The 18,455-nt window shown below is 66.7% G+C and carries 20 protein-coding genes; 5 read left to right on the top strand and 15 right to left on the bottom strand.

The features are described 5' to 3' along the window. Positions 1–10: 10 nt before the first annotated feature. The 10 genes from BTO20_RS01275 to BTO20_RS01320 are packed head-to-tail and all read right to left on the bottom strand — an operon-like array spanning position 11 to position 9,785. Complete coding sequence (locus tag BTO20_RS01275; RefSeq protein ID WP_083167082.1) at positions 11–751, bottom strand: anti-sigma factor; 741 nt, start codon at positions 749–751, stop codon at positions 11–13. After that, positions 744–1,376, bottom strand: a complete 633-nt coding sequence (sigK, locus tag BTO20_RS01280) for an ECF RNA polymerase sigma factor SigK (protein ID WP_083167084.1) — start codon at positions 1,374–1,376, stop codon at positions 744–746. Before sigK ends, BTO20_RS01275 begins: the two co-directional genes overlap by 8 nt. A 45-nt stretch (positions 1,377–1,421) precedes the next feature. After that, on the bottom strand, positions 1,422–2,714 hold the full coding sequence (locus tag BTO20_RS01285; RefSeq protein ID WP_087072700.1) for an SAM-dependent methyltransferase: 1,293 nt from the start codon (positions 2,712–2,714) through the stop codon (positions 1,422–1,424). After that, positions 2,714–3,430: a DUF1365 domain-containing protein gene (locus tag BTO20_RS01290; RefSeq protein ID WP_087072702.1), complete on the bottom strand. Its 717-nt coding sequence runs from the start codon at positions 3,428–3,430 to the stop codon at positions 2,714–2,716. Before BTO20_RS01290 ends, BTO20_RS01285 begins: the two co-directional genes overlap by 1 nt. Further along, positions 3,427–4,764: an NAD(P)/FAD-dependent oxidoreductase gene (locus tag BTO20_RS01295; RefSeq protein ID WP_087072704.1), complete on the bottom strand. Its 1,338-nt coding sequence runs from the start codon at positions 4,762–4,764 to the stop codon at positions 3,427–3,429. Before BTO20_RS01295 ends, BTO20_RS01290 begins: the two co-directional genes overlap by 4 nt. Positions 4,765–4,819: 55 nt before the next feature. Next, positions 4,820–6,241 carry an aspartate ammonia-lyase gene (locus tag BTO20_RS01300; RefSeq protein WP_087072706.1) on the bottom strand — a complete coding sequence of 474 codons (1,422 nt, stop codon included), beginning with the start codon at positions 6,239–6,241 and terminating at the stop codon, positions 4,820–4,822. A 3-nt stretch (positions 6,242–6,244) separates the two neighbouring features. After that, positions 6,245–7,402 (bottom strand): M20 family metallopeptidase, encoded by a 1,158-nt coding sequence (locus BTO20_RS01305; RefSeq protein WP_087072708.1) that lies wholly within the window; start codon positions 7,400–7,402, stop codon positions 6,245–6,247. Continuing rightward, positions 7,399–8,073: a DUF1028 domain-containing protein gene (locus BTO20_RS01310; RefSeq protein ID WP_087072710.1), complete on the bottom strand. Its 675-nt coding sequence runs from the start codon at positions 8,071–8,073 to the stop codon at positions 7,399–7,401. Before BTO20_RS01310 ends, BTO20_RS01305 begins: the two co-directional genes overlap by 4 nt. Further along, the gene (locus BTO20_RS01315) at positions 8,070–8,507 is read right to left on the bottom strand and encodes a RidA family protein (RefSeq protein WP_198344215.1); all 438 of its coding nucleotides are present in this window, start codon (positions 8,505–8,507) and stop codon (positions 8,070–8,072) included. The genes BTO20_RS01310 and BTO20_RS01315 overlap by 4 nt, the downstream gene beginning before the upstream one ends. Positions 8,508–8,528: 21 nt before the next feature. After that, positions 8,529–9,785: a flavin-containing monooxygenase gene (locus BTO20_RS01320; RefSeq protein ID WP_087072714.1), complete on the bottom strand. Its 1,257-nt coding sequence runs from the start codon at positions 9,783–9,785 to the stop codon at positions 8,529–8,531. A 289-nt stretch (positions 9,786–10,074) separates the two neighbouring features. Here BTO20_RS01320 and BTO20_RS01325 point away from each other — a divergent pair, with 289 nt between their 5' ends. The 3 genes from BTO20_RS01325 (at position 10,075) to BTO20_RS01335 (ending at position 12,731) form a co-directional block, all read left to right on the top strand. Continuing rightward, positions 10,075–11,706, top strand: a complete 1,632-nt coding sequence (locus tag BTO20_RS01325) for a metallophosphoesterase (RefSeq protein ID WP_232491314.1) — start codon at positions 10,075–10,077, stop codon at positions 11,704–11,706. 10 nt (positions 11,707–11,716) lie between these two features. Continuing rightward, positions 11,717–12,106, top strand: coding sequence for a hypothetical protein (locus tag BTO20_RS01330; RefSeq protein WP_087072718.1), 390 nt, complete (start codon positions 11,717–11,719; stop codon positions 12,104–12,106). A gap of 76 nt (positions 12,107–12,182) precedes the next feature. Continuing rightward, on the top strand, positions 12,183–12,731 hold the full coding sequence (locus BTO20_RS01335; RefSeq protein WP_087072720.1) for an NADPH-dependent FMN reductase: 549 nt from the start codon (positions 12,183–12,185) through the stop codon (positions 12,729–12,731). A gap of 11 nt (positions 12,732–12,742) precedes the next feature. On the opposite strand, the gene BTO20_RS01340 is transcribed toward BTO20_RS01335, so the two are convergent. The 4 genes from BTO20_RS01340 to BTO20_RS01355 form a co-directional block, all read right to left on the bottom strand. Further along, positions 12,743–13,486: a class I SAM-dependent methyltransferase gene (locus tag BTO20_RS01340; RefSeq protein ID WP_087081432.1), complete on the bottom strand. Its 744-nt coding sequence runs from the start codon at positions 13,484–13,486 to the stop codon at positions 12,743–12,745. 93 nt (positions 13,487–13,579) lie between these two features. After that, complete coding sequence (locus tag BTO20_RS01345) at positions 13,580–14,188, bottom strand: UbiX family flavin prenyltransferase (RefSeq protein ID WP_198344216.1); 609 nt, start codon at positions 14,186–14,188, stop codon at positions 13,580–13,582. 111 nt (positions 14,189–14,299) lie between these two features. Then, positions 14,300–15,553 (bottom strand): amidohydrolase, encoded by a 1,254-nt coding sequence (locus BTO20_RS01350; protein WP_087072724.1) that lies wholly within the window; start codon positions 15,551–15,553, stop codon positions 14,300–14,302. A gap of 229 nt (positions 15,554–15,782) precedes the next feature. Continuing rightward, positions 15,783–16,223: a nitroreductase family deazaflavin-dependent oxidoreductase gene (locus BTO20_RS01355; protein ID WP_087072726.1), complete on the bottom strand. Its 441-nt coding sequence runs from the start codon at positions 16,221–16,223 to the stop codon at positions 15,783–15,785. A 213-nt stretch (positions 16,224–16,436) separates the two neighbouring features. On the opposite strand from BTO20_RS01355, the gene BTO20_RS01360 reads away from it, so the two are divergent. Beyond that, complete coding sequence (locus tag BTO20_RS01360; RefSeq protein ID WP_157680111.1) at positions 16,437–16,730, top strand: hypothetical protein; 294 nt, start codon at positions 16,437–16,439, stop codon at positions 16,728–16,730. A gap of 10 nt (positions 16,731–16,740) precedes the next feature. Here BTO20_RS01360 and BTO20_RS01365 read toward each other — a convergent pair whose 3' ends face one another. Continuing rightward, positions 16,741–17,481 (bottom strand): SDR family NAD(P)-dependent oxidoreductase, encoded by a 741-nt coding sequence (locus BTO20_RS01365; protein WP_087072728.1) that lies wholly within the window; start codon positions 17,479–17,481, stop codon positions 16,741–16,743. A gap of 157 nt (positions 17,482–17,638) precedes the next feature. Between BTO20_RS01365 and BTO20_RS01370 the strand changes: the two genes are divergently transcribed. Further along, complete coding sequence (locus BTO20_RS01370) at positions 17,639–18,439, top strand: enoyl-CoA hydratase/isomerase family protein (protein WP_087072730.1); 801 nt, start codon at positions 17,639–17,641, stop codon at positions 18,437–18,439. The last annotated feature ends 16 nt before the right edge of the window (positions 18,440–18,455 follow it).

The following is an 18,455-nucleotide window of genomic DNA, read 5'->3' on the forward strand; positions in this document are numbered from 1 at the left end:
CGGCGCGAAATCAGGTCAAGGGGATGGTGACGACCGGGCTGCCTGTCGGCTGGGTCGATCCGGCGCCGGGTTCGACCGTGACCGCAACCGCGGCCGCCGAATTCAGTGCCGGGATGACCTCACCGCCTGGGGGCGGCATGGTGTCGGCGCTCATGGTGCCTGCCGATCTCGATGGCCCGGACGCGGGGATGAACCACATCTGATACACGTGCCCCTGCGGGGGTGGCGGCACATTCGTCATGGACACGACCACGGCGTTGGCCTGAGCCGAGGCGCTCAAAGTTATGGTGCCGCCTGCGACCGCGGCTGTGGTGGTGCGGGTGTCGGGGTAAGCGAGGACCTGAGCGACCGATGGCACGCCGGTGGGCTCGTGGGTGGACCGCAGCACGACGACGCCGGCGACGGCGATCACGACGGCAGCGGCGGCTGCCACCGCTACCCGCGCGACCAACCGGCGTCTGCGCGCACGGTGTCGAGCCAGATCGTCGCCGCCGCCACGCTGTGGTTGTTCCTGGACAGCTCGCAGTAAGGACTCGCGCAGACGAGCAGGTGGCGTGAGCGCGTCGCCGGCAGTGACCAGCGCCATCGTCTCCTGAGTGTCGGCAACGATGCGCGCGAACGCGTCGGCCGTGGCTGCGCCTGCGGTGGCCAGTCGGTGGGCGATCTCGGCGCGCTCCGCTTCGGACACGGCACCCAGCGCGTACGGGTAGGCAAGGTCGAGGAGTTCGTCGTCGGTGTGGTTGTCAGCCATCGGAACCCACCCCCAGACAGTTCTTCAGCCGGATCAGCCCGTCGCGGATGCGGGTCTTGATGGCGGGGAGCCCGGAGCCGAGGAGTTCGGCGACCTCGCGGTAGGTGTGGCCCCCGTAATAGGCCAGCGCGATCGCCTCCCGCTGGGTGTCGGTCAACGTGTCGAGGCAGTCAACGACTTGCTGCTCGTCCAACCTCTGACCGACCTCGTCGGCGACGACGTCGTGCTCGCGCCCCAACTGGCTGGCACCGTACGCGTGGTTGCGATCGCTGGCCGACTGTTCGGAGCGCACCCGGTCGACGCTGCGGCGCTGGGTCAGAGTCAGCAGCCAGCCGATCGGGCTGGCGAGCGCCGGGTCGTACTCGCGCGCCGCCGACGTCCACACCTGCAGGTAAACCTCTTGGGAGACCTCCTCGGCCAGTGCCGGATTGCGGAGGATCCGGGAGGACAGACCGAAAACCCGTGCGCAGGTCATGTCGTAGAACTCGGTGAAGGCATCGCGATCTCCGGCTGCGATCGCGCCGAGTCGGCGGGCCAGCTCAGTTGCGTCGGCGGCGCGCGCGCCGGACGTCGACTCTGCCGCGCGGTCACCCGTACCGCGGTCACGACCGCGGGGGAGGTCCATGCCGGGATTTTTGCACAGACCGGGCCGTCGAGGGGGATCGTGCCCTTATCCAGCGTCATGGTGACCATCACCGGATGCGCGGTCAAGCACGAATTGGTGGACGTCGAGGTACCCCGAGGCGAAGCCGGCTTGGGAGTACGCGAGGTAAAACCCCCACATGCGCCGAAAGATCTCGTCGAAACCCAGCGCTTCGGCGCTGCTCGTGCGAGAGGTGAACCGTTGCAGCCACAGTCGCAACGTGTGTGCGTAATGCGAACCGAACGAATACCGATCGACAACCCGAAGCCCGGTGCGGCTTGCGACGATCTGTTCGAGCAGACCCACCGATGGCAGGAATCCGCCGGGAAAGATGTACTTGTGAATCCACGTATAGGTATTGCGGGTCGCGCGCATCCGGTGATCAGGCATTGTGATGGCCTGCAATGCGATTCGGCCGTCGTCAGCGAGCAGCCGGTCGAGGGTGTACAGGTAGGTCGGTAGGTAGCGGTGACCGACGGCCTCGATCATCTCGACCGAGACGATCGCGTCGTAGGTGCCCCGCACGTCGCGGTAGTCGCACAACGCAACGGTGACCTCGCTCGACAGGCCGGCGGCGGCGATGCGATTGCGAGCCAGCAGCTGCTGTTCACGTGACAGCGTGATCGTGTGAACCCGGGCACCCCGCTGTGCGGCCCGGATCGCCAATTCTCCCCAGCCCGTGCCGATTTCGAGAAGTCGCGTGCCTGCTGCGACAGCGGCTCCATCGAGCAGGCGGTCGATCTTGCGCTGTTGCGCCTCGCCGAGGTCCTGCCATGTTGGTGTGGCGTCGGCGCCCGTGAACAACGCTGACGAGTACGTCATGGAGTCGTCGAGGAACAGGCTGAAGAACTCGTTGGACAGGTCGTAATGATGGGCGATGTTCGCGCGGGCATCGCCGCGTGCGCCGTATTGACTGTGAGGCACCCGCGGCAGGAACACACGGCGCAAGCGGTGCAGTGGCGCCGGCACGAGAGTATCGATGCGACCGGCCAATACCGTCAGAACCTCCGTGAGATCTGGGGATGACCAGTCACCGGCCATGTAGGACTCCCCGAAACCGATCAGACCGCCCGCGGCCAGCCGGGCGAAGAAATGATCGGGGCGGTGCAACACCATCCGCGGCGAAGCGGCGTCCGCGACGGATGCTGTGTCCGAGTAGTCCACCCGGATGGGCAGATCGCGGGTGGCGCTTCGGAACAATGCTTCTGCGATGGACGCGCCGAACCGGGCGCGTGGGCCACGGGGGACCCTGGAGAGCTCACGCCAGCGCGTCGGACCCTCTTGCCGGGCGGGGATGATTCGGGTCTGGTCGAGTGCCATCAGATCCTCTCCTGAGGTCGAGTGACAACGGGCAGGCCGCGCGCCCAGAGGCGCACGCCCTGCCACCGGATACGCAGCGCCACCAACAGCGGAGCCAACGGAACAGCCACCAATGCCCGCAGCACGGTGGCGGTGTCGGCGGCATGCACCGCACCGGTCATCGTGGCGCTGAAAACGGTGGAGCCGGCGGGGTCACGCAAGTGGACGGCAACATGGAGCTGCCGGTCCGGTTCCGGAACGTGCAGGTGGTAGTTGCCCGTCACCGCGTTGAACGGAGAAACGTAGAAATCCTTGGCCACAATGGCATTACCGTGCGGATCGGTGCGCACCAGGTACCGGTGTCGACCTCCGTAGGTGTTGTGCACCTCGGCCACGACGCAGGCCACTGCCCCGGCGCGGTCATGGCACCAATACAGCGTGAGCGGGTTGAACACGAAGCCGAGAACACGCGCGTTGGCGAGCATCAGAACCCGGCCCCCGGGCACGGAAATTCCATGCTCTGCCAGGTATGCATCGATGTTGGCGCGCAGTCCGCACTGCGGCTCCCCGGCGTGGTCAGCGGACCTGAACTGGGCGAACGGCCGCAACAGCCCCGGCAGCTGAGGCAGCTCGTCGAGGTCGACCAGCCAGCTGTAACTGTGGTAGCCGAATTCGTGATGGATCGGCCGGCGGCGGACGTGCCGGATGCGAGTTCGAACGATCCGCGGCAACGTCACACCGCGCTCCCGACCGGGTGGCGAAGCTGTGGCCCAGGACCGGACCAGCTGCCCTGGAGCCGCTGCGCGGCAAGGACGCCCGAGCGGGCACCGTCCTCGTGGAAGCCCCATCCGTGATACGCGCCTGCGAATGCGATCCGGTGATCGCCCAACTCGGGCAGGCGTCGTTGTGCGGCAACGAAATTCGGTGTGTACTGCGGGTGTTCGTACACCATGGCGGCGTGCACTGCATCGGGATCGACTCTGCCGCCGTCGCCGAGGGTCACCAGGAACCGTCGATCCGTCGCGTCGAGGCGCTGCAGTCGGCTGAGGTCGTAGCTGACCAGAACCCGGTCCGAGGATGAGGCGCAGTCCGGCAGCCGATAGTTCCATGACGCTCGGGCCCGGTGGCGCGTCGGCAACACCGACGTATCGGTATGCAGCACAGTGTGGTTCACGGAATAGGTCAACGCACCGAGAATCTCCGTCTCGGCTGCGGTGGGCCCGTCGAGAACGGCCAGGGCCTGGTCTGGATGGGTCGCGATGACGGCTGCATCGAACTGGTCGACCCGGCCCGCGTCGTCGCGGACCACCACCCCTGTCGCGGTGCGAGCCACGCTGCGCACCGGAACGCCAGTGCGGACGGTGTGCAGCCGCGCGGTGATCGCGTCCACGTACCGAGCTGAGCCGCCGGTCACGGTGCGCCATGTCGGCGATCCGAATACCGTCAGCATCCCGTGGTGATCAAGGAACCGCAACAGGTATCCGAGCGGGTAGTCGAGTGCGATGTTCGGGGGACACGACCACACCGCGGCGACCAACGGCACCATGAAATGTGCTGTGAAATAGCGGGAAAACCGCGCAGAGGTCAGGAATTCGCCGAGGGTGCGGCAGCTGCCGTCGTCCAGTGCGAGTTCGGTGCGGGCCAGTCGGTGAAAGCGCGTCACCTCCGCGAGCATCCGCTGATAGCGCAGCCGAACCACCGCGGACGGTTGCGCCAACAACCCGCTGGGTCCTTTGGCCCCGGCGTACTGCAGACCGCAGCCGTCACACCGGACGGACATCGACATGTCCGATTCCTGAGATTGCACGCCGAGCTCATCGAACAGCTTCAGCAGAGTCGGGTAGGTGCGGTCGTTGAAGACGATGAATCCCGAGTCGACCGCAACCGTGGATGCTTCATCGCGGCCGGTCGGCAGCCGATGGGTGTGCGCGTGTCCACCACAGCGCGGTTGCGCCTCGAACAGCGTGACCTCGGCGTCTCGGGCCAGGACCCACGCGGCGGTCAAGCCGGACACACCACTGCCGATGACAGCGATCCGCCGGACGAGCGATGTCTCCTCTTGTCGATTCACACCAGAGGTTCGTCGCTGCGCGGCACCTGGATGGGTGTGGTGCCGCGGACAATGCTCAGAGCGCCTCGGCGGCCTTGGGATCGTTTGGCCGGCAGAGGTTCTCGGGGCTGAGGATGCGAGCCAAGGTCTCCTCGTCGAGCAGCGCCGAGCGTCGCACCAGCTCAGGGATCGACGCGCCGGTGGCGATGGCCTCGGCGACGAGCGCGGTGGCCGCCTCGTAGCCGAGCACAGGATTGAGCGCTGTGGCGATGCTGGCCGACCGCAGCACGGTGTCACGCATGTGCTCGGCATTGGCGGTGATGCCCTGGATGCACCGCGTGCCGAGGACGTCGACGGCGGCCGTGAGGTGGTTGAGCGAGGACAGCAGGGCCCGGGCGATGATGGGCTCGAAGGCGTTGAGCTGCAACTGCCCGGCCTCGGCGGCCATGGTGACCGTGAGGTCGTTGCCGATGACCTCGAACGCGACCTGATTGACGACTTCCGGGATCACCGGGTTGACCTTGCCCGGCATGATGCTCGAACCGGCTTGCACGGCAGGCAGGTTGATCTCGCCCAGCCCGGCCCGCGGGCCTGAGGACAGCAGCCGCAGATCGTTGCAGATCTTCGACAGCTTCACCGCGGCCCGCTTGGTTACACCGGAGAGCTGCACGAAGGCCCCGACGTCGGAGGTCGCCTCGACCAGGTTCCCGGCAGTGCTCAGCGGCAAGCCGGTGAGCACGCGCAGCCGCTCACAGACCAGCGCGGCGTACTGCGGATGGGTATTGAGGCCGGTACCTATGGCTGTGCCACCCAGGTTGATCTCGGCGATGAGCGCCAAGGCCTCTTCGAGCCGGTCGGCGTCTTCACCGATGGTGATGGCGTACGCGCCGAACTCCTGGCCGAGCGTCATCGGCACGGCGTCCTGCAACTGAGTGCGACCGAGCTTGAGCATGTCGGCGAATTCGATCGATTTGGCGGTGCAGCGCTCGGCGAGCCCGCGCAATGCCTGTTCGAGGGACCGCGCAGCCATCCCGAGGGCGACTTTGACCGCGGTGGGGTAGACGTCGTTGGTGCTCTGCCCGAGGTTGACGTGCTCGAGCGGATGAAGGTGGCGATACTCGCCCCGCTGGTGACCGAGGATTTCCAGCGCGCGGTTGGCGATCACCTCGTTGGCGTTCATGTTTGTCGACGTTCCGGCGCCGCCCTGGATCTGGTCCACGACGAACTGGTCGTGCAGGGCCCCACCGCGGATCTCGATGCACGCCGCGATGATGGCCTGGGCGATTCCGTCGTCGAGCTGCCCGAGCTGTAGATTCGCCTCGGCCGCAGCCTGTTTCACCGCAGCCAGAGCCACCACCAGATCAGGGTTTTGCGAGATCGGCACGCCGCTGATGGGGAAGTTCTCCAGCGCGCGGGCGGTGTGCACGCCGTAGTAGACGTCGGCGGGGACATCCTTGTCGCCGAGTAGGTCGTGCTCAGTGCGGGTCGGGGTGGGCATGGTTCATCTTCCAACGAGCAGCCGGTGACGGATGGCGGTTTGGCCGGCGGCATCGATAACAGTGCCCGCCAGGGCGAGCGCGCCTTGCGCGATGGCCGCTTCGGCAGCCGGAGTGATGGTGGCAGCGGCGAACTCTGGTTGATGGTTGACCGCGGGCAGTGAGTCAATACCGATATACGGATGGATGGCGGGCAGCGTCTGCGACACGTTGCCCATGTCGGTGGACGCCCGCGCCATCATCGTGTCGGGCCCGGTCGCGAAGCGCCGGCCCGCGGCGGTCGCGCGGCGCTCGTAGCAGGCGAGCAGCTCATCGTCGGTCCGGAACTCCGCATACGGCTTGGATTCCGGGGTCACCGTGAGCTCGGCACCCGACGCCAGGGCACCGGCTTCGAAGCAGCGCATCACCTTGGGCTCGATCTCGGCCAACTGCGCGAGCGTTTCGGCGCGCACGTACCACCGGCCCTCGGTGCGTTCGGCGATCGCGTTCGGGGCCTCACCACCCCGGGTCATCATGCCGTGCACCCGTACCGACGACGGTAGTTGTTGACGCAGCAGCCCTATCGCGACCTGGGCGATGGTGAATGCGTCGGCCGCGTTGATACCGCGTTCCGGGTAGGCGGCAGCGTGCGACGACTTGCCGTGGTAGGCGATGTGGCTGTGCGACACGGCAAATGGCTGGGCCCGCGCCACGTCGACCGGGCCGGGATGGACCATCGCGGCGGCGTGCAAACCGTCGAAGCCGTTGCGCTCCAGCAGTTCGATCTTGCCGCCGCCGCCCTCTTCGGCCGGGGTGCCGATCACCGACAGGGTCAAGCCCAGATCGTCGACGACGGGCCCCAGCGCGAGCGCAGCGCCGACGGTGATCGCGGAGATCAGGTTGTGCCCGCACGCGTGACCGAGCCCGGGCAGCGCGTCGTACTCGGCGCACAGCGCGATGCGCAGGTCGCCGCTGCCGATCCGCGCCGCGAACGCGGTGTCCAGGCCGCAGTACTTCTCGGTGACGTCAAACCCGTTGTCCGCCAAGGGACCGGCGACACGCGGGGCCGACCACACCTCTTCCCAGGCGATCTCGGGATGATCGTAGAGGTCGCGGGACAGCTCGATCAGCCCCGCGTGGGCCGCGCTGACCCCGGTGGCGACGGCGGCGTCGACGGTGGTCACTGGTCCCCCGGAACTCCGTAGGACGGTGCCCGGGTCGGGTCGACGCCACGCACGCGGTAGTCATTTTTCTGCGGCTGCCACAGCGCCCACAACGCGGCCAGCTCACCGATGGGATCGTCGGAGTGGTCGACCCGAAGGTCGGTCACGGGCCACGGAACATCTTCCACCACAAGCATTCCGGCGGAGTGCACGGGGCCGGCCTCGCCGCCGGCGGCGAGTGCCGCGCGCAGCCCGTCGAGCAGCCTGTCCTCGAACGCCTTGGCGGTGCTGCCGGCATAGCCGCCCAGCAGTTCGGCGATCACCGACTCGTCGGCGAGCAGATTGCCCGCCGCCACTGCCGCTTCGCCTTCGAGGTGGGTGTGCACGCCGAGGCTGTTGGGCCCGGAGTGCACGGCGGTGCTGCCATTGGCGTCGACGACGGTCAGCTGCCGGTAGTCGGGGAACTTCTCTTGTGCCAGTACGGCTTTGAGTGCGGCCTCGGCATCGAGTTCCCCGGCGAGCGCATCGAGCACGAGCGTCCCGAGGGCCGGGTTGGTGACATTCTGCGACGCGACCACCCCAACCCCGGCCCGGGCGTGGGCGCAGCGCGATGCGACCGCGGGGCTCGACGACGAGATCACGATGCCGAAGGCGCCGGTGCCGGAGTCACGGGCGACAAGGGAGAACGTCATTTCGCCTCCCCAGAGATCACCGCGGTGGCGTCGATCTCGACGAGCCACTCGGGGCGGGCGAGGGCCTCGACCACCAGGCCCGTCGACACCGGGAAGACGCCCTTGAGCCAGCGTCCCATGACCCGGTACACGGTCTCTCGATACCGGATGTCGGTGAGGTACACGGTGACCTTGACGATGTCGCGCAGCGAGCTGCCTGCCTCATCGAGGAGCATCGCGATGTTGCTCATCGCCTTCTCGGTCTGCGCTTCGACGTCGCCGATACCCACTGATTCCCGTGTCTCGAGGTCCTGGCCGATCTGCCCGCGCAGGTAGACCACCCCGCCGGCGACGACGGCCTGGCACAGGTCGTTGTCGAGGTTCTGTTCGGGATAGGTGTCCTTGGTGTTGAAGGGCCGGATCCGGGTGTGGGTCGGTGTTGCGATGTCGGTCATGACCACTGTCCTCTTTCCTCTTCAGGTCTGGTTGGCGGCTTTGTAGGCCAGGTAGCTGCGCTGGATCGCGATCTGGTCGGCGAGATATTTGGCGTCGTGCCAGACGCCCCAGATGAAGCTCGAACCGCGTCGGGACTGCCAAGGAAGTCCGAGGAAGTACACGCCGGGCTCCGTCGACACGCCGCGCTGGTGTTTCGGTTTGCCGTTTTCGTCGAACGCGTCGACCTGCAGCCAGCCGTAGTCGAACGCGAAGCCGACGGCCCAGATGATCGACGTGATCCCGGCGGCGGCGAAATCCAGCACGAGGATGGGATGGGTCACGCAGCCCGGGTTGGGGCCGAGGATGCGGGCCTGCGGCTCCTCGGGCAGATCGAGACCGTTGCGGGCGACGTAGGCGTCGGCCTCGTCGAGCATCGACAGGTAGTTCGCGTCGCCGGCCTCGATGTTGTTCCGCAGATCGGGGGCGAAGCGCATGACACCGTTGTCGAACGCGCCGGCCATGCCGAGCAGCGTGATCCCGCTGGCGGCCAGCGACCGGAAATCGACGGTGTGCCCGCCGTGCGCGCCGCTGACGGCGATGGTGACATGCTCGGCTCCGCGTGGCGGTGCGGCCATGTCCCACTTGCCGAGAACGCCGAGCCACCAGCAGAAGTCGCGGTTGCGGTAGCTGCGGGGCGGCCGGTCGTGCGGACCGACGGCGAGGTAGACCTGCCGGCCCGACTGCTGCAGTTCGTCGGCGATCTGCACACCTGACGATCCGGCGCCGACGACCAGTACGGCGCCGTCGGGCAGCTGCTGCGGATTGTGATAAGCGCTCGAATGAAGCTGGTGGATACCCACGCTTTGCGGAACGACTGGCGGGATGACGGGCTTCTGGAACGCGCCGGTTGCCGCCACGACGTAGCGGGCCTCGATGGTGCCGTCGGAGGTCTGGGCGGTGAAGCCCGGCCGGCCGTCGTTCTTGCGGACCGATGTCACCTCGACGCCGGTGCGGATGGGCGCGTCGATCTTCTCGGCGTAGGAGACGAGATAGTCGGCGACCTGTTCCTTGCCGGCGAACCCGTCGGGGTCGATATTGAACTCCTGGCCCGGAAAGCGGTCATGCCAGGCGGGCCCGTTGGCCACCAGTGAGTCCCACCGCCACGACCGCCAGCGCTCGGCGACCCGATCGCGCTCGACGACGAGGTGCGGAACGCCCTGCAAACCGAGGTGCTCGCTCATCGCGATACCGGCTTGACCCGCGCCGACGACGAGAACCTCGGTCTCTTGGCTCGACATCCCAACCTCCACTGCTCGGACAGAATCGCTCGTTGGAAACCATGATTCAGCCGCGCGCTGTATCTGTACAGCGCATATATTCGATCTAATTCATCTGAAAAACCGATCCGCGGCCGGGCGGCGCGATCCGTGCGGGGGTAACGGTTCACCGGCCCGTCACCATGCGTTCGACGTGGCGCACAGCGCCGGGGCACGGTTTGGACCACCATCTTCAGATGTGGGCACGAGACGTTTGACAGCACCCGGCGAGACTCCCGATACCGGGATCCCGACGGCGGTGGCCGCCAGCATGACGATGGCCGAGCAGTACGACTGGCATCAGGACTATCTTCGCAGGCACCGGGTGTCGCGACGGAACTTTCTGCGAGGCTCGGCAGCATTGGCGGCAGTCGCCGGTCTCGGGGTATCTCCGTTCGGTCACCGCGCCTACGCCGCCGACGCACCGCTGACGGTGGCCAACCGCCGCGTGGGCTACGGTTCCGACGCGGCGAGCCAACTGCGGTTCGCCGCACAGCTGTCGCGCAGCCCGGGCGGGCTGAAAGTCTTCGTCGATCACGGCCCCACGCCGGCGCTGGGCGCGACGGCCGAGGCCGAGGTCCGCAACCTGGTCACGCAGATTCCCGACAGTCGTGGGGGTGTGCTCGCGGCCGAGCAGTTCTACGCCCATGTGCCGGTCGACGGGTTGCCGGGACGAGCACCGCATTTTTATCAGTGGCGCACCGAAGACGGTTTCGTCAGCGACGTGTTGTCCGCGTCGACGGCGATGCCCAGCGCACGCGACGCACAGGTCCCGTTCAGATTCACCATGTTGGGCGATCAGGGGACCGATGACACCCCGGCGCTGCCGCCGGGATTGAAGCCCGGCGATTACGACGACCAGTACTACAAGCCGGACAACGACCCGACCGTCGGACATACCACCAACGTGTTGAACCAAATCGTCGCGTCACGCCCGGATTTCCATGTGCTGGCCGGGGATATCGCCTACGCCGACCCCTCGGGTGCGGGTAAGCCGGGAACGTTCGTGCCCTCGGGCGGGGGCAATCCGCCGTCGGGATTCGACAAGTTCAATCCGTTCGTGTGGGACGTCTACTTCGGGTCGATCGAGCGCAGCGCCGCGACGACGCCGTGGATGTTCGCCACCGGCAATCACGACATGGAAGCGAGCTACCCGGCGCACGGGTACGCCGGGCATCTGGCCCGGCTCGACTTCCCGGGCAACGGCCCCAAGACCTGCCCGTCGGTGTACTCGTTCGTCTACGGCAACGTCGCGGTGCTCTCCTTGGACGCCAACGACGTCAGCTACGAGATCAAGGCGAACACCGGGTACTCGGGTGGGGCCCAGAACAGCTGGGTGGAACGCACGTTGGCCGCGCACCGGGCCGATCCCGACATCGACTTCATCGTCTGCTTCTTCCATCACTGTGCGTATTCGACGACGGATTCGCACGCCAGTGACGGCGGCGTCCGCGCGGCCTGGGTCGACTTGTTCGACCGCCATCGGGTGGACCTGGTGCTACAGGGCCACAACCACGTCTTCGAGCGGACCGATCCGATTCGTGGCGGCCGCCCGACGCGGGCCGCCGAAGACAACGCCGTCGTCTATCCCGACACCGACGGCACGGTGTATTACACGGTGGGTTCGGGCGGGCGGCCGCGCTACAACTTTCAGCCAGGCGAATCGGAGAGCTATCGCGGGCACGTGATAGCCGACACCTTCGTGCCCAACAGCTACGTTTGGGATGCCAACGGAGACAAGCAGCCTGAGGGCGTCGCGTGGTCACGGGTGCGGTTCCGCAACTACGCCTTCATCCGCGTCGATGTGCGGCCCGGGACGTTCGTCAGTGAGATGGATGTCGTCGCGGTCGACGAATACGGCAATGAACTGGACAAGCTCACCTACCGGCGACAGCCGTCGTAGCCTCGGGCATATGACCAAACTGGCACCATCGGCAAGCGGCATCGCCCGATTCGGTCGGGCAGCCTGGTTTTTCGGTAATGCCTACGAGGCGGTCGTCGGCGTGCCTCAACTCATCGCCGGCGCCACTCACCGCCGCCCGGGGATCATCGGCACCGGCAGCCCCGCGCCCTATTACGCACCCATCACGCCGGCAGCCATGGGTGGAACGTCGGTGGTGTTGCACCGAGGATGGCAGGGCGGTGCCGATCACCGGACCGTCGTCGCCGCGGGCGCGTCGCTGGCCGGCGCGCTCGGTTTGAGCACCTATCTCATCCGGGTATCAACATCCCGCTCCTCAAAGGAGAAATCGCCCCGGAGGTGCAAGCGCATCTCATCGCCCGCTGGCATCGGCTCAACGTGATGCGGCTGGGATTGCTGATCGTCACCGAGGTGCTGGTCCGACGGATCGAGCCCGTTGCAACTAGAAGGGAGAATTCATGAAGATCGGTATCGTCATCGGGTCGATCCGTGAGGGCCGTAACGGCAAGGCGGTCGGCGACTGGGTCGCCAAAGGCGCCGCGCAGCGCGCCGATGCGGAGTTCGAGGTTCTGGATCTCAAGGAGTTCGACGTCCCCTTGCTGACCTCGGGGACCGTACCCGCGACGGCGCAGAAGCAATACGATTCACCGAACGTCACGCGCTGGAGCCAGGCGATCGACACGTGTGACGGATTCATCTTCGTCACCCCGGAGTACAACCACGGGGTCCCGGGAGCACTCAAGAACGCCGTCGACAGCCTGGGCTCCGAGTGGTTCCACAAGACGATCGCGTTCGTGTCCTACGGCGCCGACGGCGGAGTCCGCGCCGTAGAGCACTGGCGCCAGATCGTCGCCAACTTTCAGATGCTCGATGTCCGCGCCCAGGTGGCACTGTCCCTATTCCAGGACTTCGGTGCCGACGGGTTCGCGCCGCTGGAGCGACGCGACAGCGAATTGGGCGTCCTGTTCGACCAACTGATTGCCTTGACCGGCAAGGTCATTGCGTGAGCTGACCGCCCTCACCCGGGGGTACAGATGACGGCCAGCGCGTCGTTGACCGCGTCGACGCCGTGGGGACCGATCCGCTCGGCGAGGCGACCGCGCAACTCATCTCGTGCCGCCGCGGGCAGCGTCAGATGGTTGGAATAGGTGAACACCAGATTGAGCCAATCCTCGGTGGTGTAGTGCAACTGCTCGACCACGTTGCGGTTGTCCACCGTGAAGCCACCGTCTTCGATGAGTGCGGTCACCTCGGCCAACCGGGTGGCGTCGACGATCGAGCTGCGCTCGTCACCGAGATAGTCGGAGTAGATGTCGTCGAGGTCGGCCCACGTCGGCGCCTTCGGCACGATCCGGTTCGACAACAACGCCAGCCGCCCACCGGGATTGAGGATGCCCCGCACCTTGGCCAGTGCGGGTCGCGGCTGGACCCAGTGAAACGACTGGGCGAACACCACCAGATCGAACGTTCGGGAGCCGGGCTGCCAGTCCTCGAACGTCGCGATCTCAACAGTGACCCCCTTGCCCGCGGCGACGCCGGCCATCCGGGAGTCGGGTTCCACCGCGAGAACTGTTGCGCCGGCACGGATCAACTGCACCGACGCGATCCCGGTGCCCGCCCCGACATCCAGCGTCGCGAGCCCCGCAGCGGTGATCAGATCAGCGATCAGCGCCCGCGGATAACGTGGCCGGTACCGGTCATAGTCGTCGGACGCCGCGCCGAAAGATTCGGCCCGCCTGCGGTCAGCGTGGAGTTCTTCCATGTCCTCACTGTAAGAGGCCGACACCGGCTGGGATCGGGCCGCGGCGGGTGCGAGGCCGACATGCACTGCGTACCAGCTGAATTCGGTCCGAGGTCACTCGGCATCCTCCGCTCGGTCGGCGATGGTGAGCCGGTCCCTCGGTGGTATCTGGCCGACCCATCTTCCGGCATGCGGCATGTCGAGGCCGAACTGATCGAGCACCCGCGCCACGATGTAATCCACGACGTCGTCGATGGTCCGGGGGTTGTTGTAGAAGGCGGGCACGGGCGGAAAGATGGTGGCGCCCATGCGCGTCAGCTCCAGCATGTTCTCCAGGTGTACCGCCGACAGGGGCGCTTCCCGCGCGATCAGAACCAGCCGGCGACGCTCTTTGAGCGTGACGTCCCCGGCGCGTCCGAGGAGCCCGTCGCCGTAGCCGGTGCGCAGCGCCGCGAGGGTCTTCATGCTGCAGGGGGCGACGACCATGCCGTCGACCCGATAGGACCCGCTGGCAATGGCTGCGCCCTGATCGTCGGGCTTGTAGACCGTGTCGGCCATCGCCTCGACCGCCTTGACCGTCAGGCCGGTTTCCTGGGCGAGGGTGGTGCGGGCCCACCTGCTGATCACGAGGTGGGTTTCGACCTGCAGTTCGCGCAGCGCCTTGAGGAGCCGGACGCCGATCGGTGCCCCGGTCGCCCCGGTCATAGCGACGACGAGTTTCACCGTCCGCGTACCTCCCGAAGCAGGGCTGTTTTGTCACACGTATCCGCCGGAGGCGAACGTCGTGCCCATGTTTCCAGATGGATTGCCGATCTGGCGGGATCGCGGTGGCGGTTACCGCGTCGTGTTCAGGCGCGAGAGCGCGGCGATGGTGAGGGCCTCGACTCCCGTGGACAGCGTGGGCTCGAGGACGGGTGCGAACAACGGGGAGTGGTTGGTCGGTACCGGCCGCCCGGTGCGTGCCGACTCGTCGTAGGTCTCCTGCGGATAGCCGCCCCAGAACCAGAACGCCGTCGGCGCGCCCGCGGCGGTGCCGAAGTGGCCGACATCCTCGCTTCCGGCCAACGGCTGGGGATTCTCGATGACCCGCTCGGCGCCGAAGTGGTCTCGGAACACCGCGGCTAGCTGCTGCATGACGGGGTCGTCGACGACCGTCACGGGGAAGCTGTGCGTGGTGGTCACGGCGGGCTCCTTGGTGGCTCCGGACGCGGTCGCCTCGGCCTGGGCGATGCGGCTGATGGAGGCCAGAGTCTTGCTGCGCACGTTTTCGTCGAAGGTGCGGACGTTGATCCCGAGTTCGGCGTCATCGGGAATGATGTTGTCTTTCGCGCCGGCGTGCAGGTAGCCGACCGTGACGACGGCCGGGTCGAACGGCGAGAGCTCCCGCGACACGATCGTCTGTAGCCGCTGCACGACGTTGGCGGCCATCACCACGGGATCGACGGTCGATTCGGGTTGGGAGCCGTGCCCGCCATGGCCGAACAGCTGCAGCTTGAGAGAGTCGGCAGCGGCCATGGCCACCCCGGTCTTATAGGCGATGAACCCCGCCGGGATCGGCCCGACGTGCTGGCCGAGGACGACATCGGGGGTGGGGAAGCGGTCCAGGATGCCGTCGGCGATCATCGCCGACGCTCCGCCGCCGATCTCCTCGGCGGGCTGGAACACCGCGACCACGGTGCCTGACCAGTGCTTCTTGGTCTCGGTCAGCAACTGCAGCGTGCCGACCAGCGCGGTGGTGTGCATATCGTGCCCGCACGCGTGCATGACCGGGACGTCCTTGCCGTCCGGGTTGGTCGCCCGGGCCGTGCTCGCGTACGGCAGGCCCGTCTGTTCCTGCACCGGCAGGGCATCGAAATCCGCGCGCAGCCAGACGACCGGGCCGGGACCGTTGCGCAGGACGGCCACGACACCGGTGCCGCCGACGCCTGCGGTCACCTCGAGGCCGAGTGGGGCGATCGCCTGCTGAACCTTCTGCGCCGTGCGGTGCTCCTGGAAGGACAGCTCTGGGTGCGCATGCAAGTCGCGATAGAAATCGGCGAGCCCCGCGCCCAGCCGGTCGGCCCAGTCCTTCGGCAAATCGATCGTCATGTCGTCCCTCCCGGTCGGTGCCGGATCATCGTAGGCCCCAAGCTGTGCGCCGATAGCGTGAATCGAGCCAATCAGCTACCGAAAAGCCGTGCAGAGTAACCAGTTTCAGTGTGTCGCTACGCCGATGATCTGCCAGATCATGTCGAGCACCTGGCTGCGCCGGTCGACGGGCCGCGGTTGGCCCGCGTCGATGAGGGCACAGCGGGAAACCTTCATGGGCACGATCGGTTCAGTCCTTCACGTCGCAGATCACGACGGGAATGTCACGAGTCGTCCGCTTCTGATAGTTCGCGTAGCCCTTGTACGACGCGACGATGTTGGGCCACAGCTCGGCCTTCTCGTCGGGACTGGCGGTGCGGGCGTGCACCTTCAGACGCTGCCCGTCGAGCACCAACTCGGCGTCGGGGTGCGCCTGCAGGTTCCGATACCAGTCAGGGTCGCGGTCGTCACCGCCCTTCGACGCCACGAGTATCACGCGTTTGGTGTCGTGCACGGGCGTTGTCAGGTAGCAGGACCGGGGCTGGCCGGACTTGCGCCCGACGGTGTGGAGCTCGACCAGCGGCATGCCAAAAGGTTGGGCCAGCAACCGTTTCCCGCTGACCGTGAGGACGAACCGGTGGGCGAGATTCATCAGCTTGGCGCCGCTGTCCTTGAGCGTATTGGTGTTCATCGCGTGTTCTCATTCTGATGTAGGGCGTCCGAAGCCGTCTGAACCGAGCCTAGGTGTTGCGCCGTGCGGACGCGTGCCTTATCGACGTCTCGCGCGTCGTTCAGCTCGCATACAGCGAATTACCAGGTATCACAGGCTATTTCGATAACCGACCGGATGCCCGGCGTGCGCGTACGGTCACATCGGGGGGCTTCGTGCAGATGGGAGATGGCGATGGAACATCGTCACCAGAATCGTCGCCGTGTGATCGTCGCCGGCGGCGGTGTGCTTGTGGTGTTGGGCATGTTCACCGCGGCGTGCGGCGGGAAACAAGCGCCCTCCGGTCCCACGACGACGACAACCACGACGACCACGACCACGACGACCACGCCTGCGCCGCTACCCACGGGAGCCCCCGCATCACCGACCGAGAAGAGCATCACCCCCGGCGGCGGCAACCTGTTCACCCCGACGGTGCTGGCGCCCCCGGCGCCGACCGAACCGCCCGGTGTGCACCGCAATCACTGAATCGCCTGCGTCAGCCGGCCATGGTGAGGCCGCCGCTGACGCTGAGTACCTGGCCGGTGATGTAGTTCGAGTGGTCGGACGCGAAGAACAGCACGGCGTCGGCGATCTCCGCCGGGGTCGCCAAGCGTCGGAACGGGATGGCGCGGATCAGGCCGTCACGGACCTTCTCCGGCAGTGACGCGAACAGTGGTGTGTCGGTCGGACCGGGGCACACACAGTTGACGTTGATGTGGTGTCGCGCCATCTCGCGGGCCAGGGACTTGGTGAAAGCGATGAGCCCACCTTTGGTCCCGGCGTAGACGGTCTCGCCCAGGGACCCCACGCGCCCGGCGTCACTGGCGATGTTGACGATTTTGGCTGTCGCGTCCGCTGCGAGGATCGGTTCGAGAAATGCCCGGGTGAGCCGCACCGGGCCGAGGAAATTCACTGCGACGAGCGATTCCCAGAGGGCATCGTCGTTGGACATGAAGGGTTCGACGCGGTCGAAGCCTGCGGCGTTGACGATGACCTGCGGGATGCCGTGCGTCGCCACGACGGTGTCCCGCAGGGCAGTGATGGCGGCCGCGTCGGCGAGATCGACCACATGGGCCGTGGCCGTTGTGCCGATGGTGGCGACCGTGTCGGACAGGCCCTGTGGATCACGGTCGACGGCGACGACCGTCGCGCCTGCGGCGCTGAGCCCGACGGCGATGGCCCGGCCGATTCCCGAAGCCGCCCCCGTCACGACCGCGGTCTTGTCGTCGAGTCGCATGGTTGCCTCCTGTGGCCTGCGGGTGCTGCCCGAAGACCACTATCGGACGCCGACCGGAGAAAAGTCAACCGCTCGGTCGAATATTGACCTAATGGGTCGAACTGTCCTAGCTTTGGGTGAGTCAGGATGCGTCGACCCCACATGAGACGGAGAAGACATGAACCTCAACGACTACCGGCAACTGACACTGAGCCGGCGGGACAACGGGGTCTTGCTCATCACCATCGACCGGCCGGAGAAATACAACGCGGCCGATGAGGAGATGCACGCCGAACTGGCCGCCATCTGGCGCGACGTCTCCAGTGACAAGGAGACCCGCGTCGCTGTGATCACCGGTGCAGGCAGGGCTTTCAGCGCGGGCGGTGACCTGGCCATGGTGGAGCGGATGGCCGGTGACTACGACCGGGTTTCGCACATGCTCGGCGAGATGAGCGACCTGGTCTACAACATGATCAACTGCGACAAGCCGATCGTCTCGGCCATCAACGGCGTGGCGGTCGGCGCCGGCGCGGTAGCGGCGTTGCTCGCCGATATCGCCATCGTCGCCGAGGACGCCCGCATCGGCGACGGGCATGTCAAACTCGGTGTCGCCGCCGGCGACCACGCGGCCATCATCTGGCCTCTGCTGGCCGGGATGGCCAAGGCCAAGTACTACTTGATGACGGGTGAGATGATCACCGGCGTCGACGCCGAACGCATCGGCCTGGTCGCCAAAGCCCTTCCCCGAGAACAGGTTCTGGATGAGGCTTTAAGGATCGCGGACGGACTCGCGGCGGGCGCCCAGCAAGCCATCCGGCTGACCAAGCGGTCGCTGAACAACTGGCTGCGGCAAGCCGGTCCGGTCTTCGATCAATCGGCGGCCTACGAGATGCTCACCTTCCTCGGACCCGACGTGGTCGAGGGATACACAGCGCTGCGGGAGAAGCGGGCTCCCCGGTTCCCCTCCGCCGAGTCCTGAGTCAGAGCGCCGAGGA

The sequence above is a fragment of the Mycobacterium dioxanotrophicus genome, assembly GCF_002157835.1.
Classification (GTDB): Bacteria; Actinomycetota; Actinomycetes; order Mycobacteriales; family Mycobacteriaceae; genus Mycobacterium; species Mycobacterium dioxanotrophicus.

What these genes read in the sequence shown, in the direction of transcription:
- BTO20_RS01275 (WP_083167082.1), bottom strand. Translation starts at nt 751, where the DNA reads ATGGCTGACAACCACACCGACGACGAACTCCTCGACCTTGCCTACCCG.
- sigK (WP_083167084.1), bottom strand. Translation starts at nt 1,376, where the DNA reads ATGGACCTCCCCCGCGGTCGTGACCGCGGTACGGGTGACCGCGCGGCA.
- BTO20_RS01285 (WP_087072700.1), bottom strand. Translation starts at nt 2,714, where the DNA reads ATGGCACTCGACCAGACCCGAATCATCCCCGCCCGGCAAGAGGGTCCG.
- BTO20_RS01300 (WP_087072706.1), bottom strand. Translation starts at nt 6,241, where the DNA reads ATGCCCACCCCGACCCGCACTGAGCACGACCTACTCGGCGACAAGGAT.
- BTO20_RS01310 (WP_087072710.1), bottom strand. Translation starts at nt 8,073, where the DNA reads ATGACGTTCTCCCTTGTCGCCCGTGACTCCGGCACCGGCGCCTTCGGC.
- BTO20_RS01315 (WP_198344215.1), bottom strand. Translation starts at nt 8,507, where the DNA reads ATGACCGACATCGCAACACCGACCCACACCCGGATCCGGCCCTTCAAC.
- BTO20_RS01320 (WP_087072714.1), bottom strand. Translation starts at nt 9,785, where the DNA reads ATGTCGAGCCAAGAGACCGAGGTTCTCGTCGTCGGCGCGGGTCAAGCC.
- BTO20_RS01325 (WP_232491314.1), top strand. Translation starts at nt 10,075, where the DNA reads ATGACGATGGCCGAGCAGTACGACTGGCATCAGGACTATCTTCGCAGG.
- BTO20_RS01330 (WP_087072718.1), top strand. Translation starts at nt 11,717, where the DNA reads ATGACCAAACTGGCACCATCGGCAAGCGGCATCGCCCGATTCGGTCGG.
- BTO20_RS01335 (WP_087072720.1), top strand. Translation starts at nt 12,183, where the DNA reads ATGAAGATCGGTATCGTCATCGGGTCGATCCGTGAGGGCCGTAACGGC.
- BTO20_RS01340 (WP_087081432.1), bottom strand. Translation starts at nt 13,486, where the DNA reads ATGGAAGAACTCCACGCTGACCGCAGGCGGGCCGAATCTTTCGGCGCG.
- BTO20_RS01350 (WP_087072724.1), bottom strand. Translation starts at nt 15,553, where the DNA reads ATGACGATCGATTTGCCGAAGGACTGGGCCGACCGGCTGGGCGCGGGG.
- BTO20_RS01355 (WP_087072726.1), bottom strand. Translation starts at nt 16,223, where the DNA reads ATGAACACCAATACGCTCAAGGACAGCGGCGCCAAGCTGATGAATCTC.
- BTO20_RS01360 (WP_157680111.1), top strand. Translation starts at nt 16,437, where the DNA reads ATGGAACATCGTCACCAGAATCGTCGCCGTGTGATCGTCGCCGGCGGC.
- BTO20_RS01365 (WP_087072728.1), bottom strand. Translation starts at nt 17,481, where the DNA reads ATGCGACTCGACGACAAGACCGCGGTCGTGACGGGGGCGGCTTCGGGA.
- BTO20_RS01370 (WP_087072730.1), top strand. Translation starts at nt 17,639, where the DNA reads ATGAACCTCAACGACTACCGGCAACTGACACTGAGCCGGCGGGACAAC.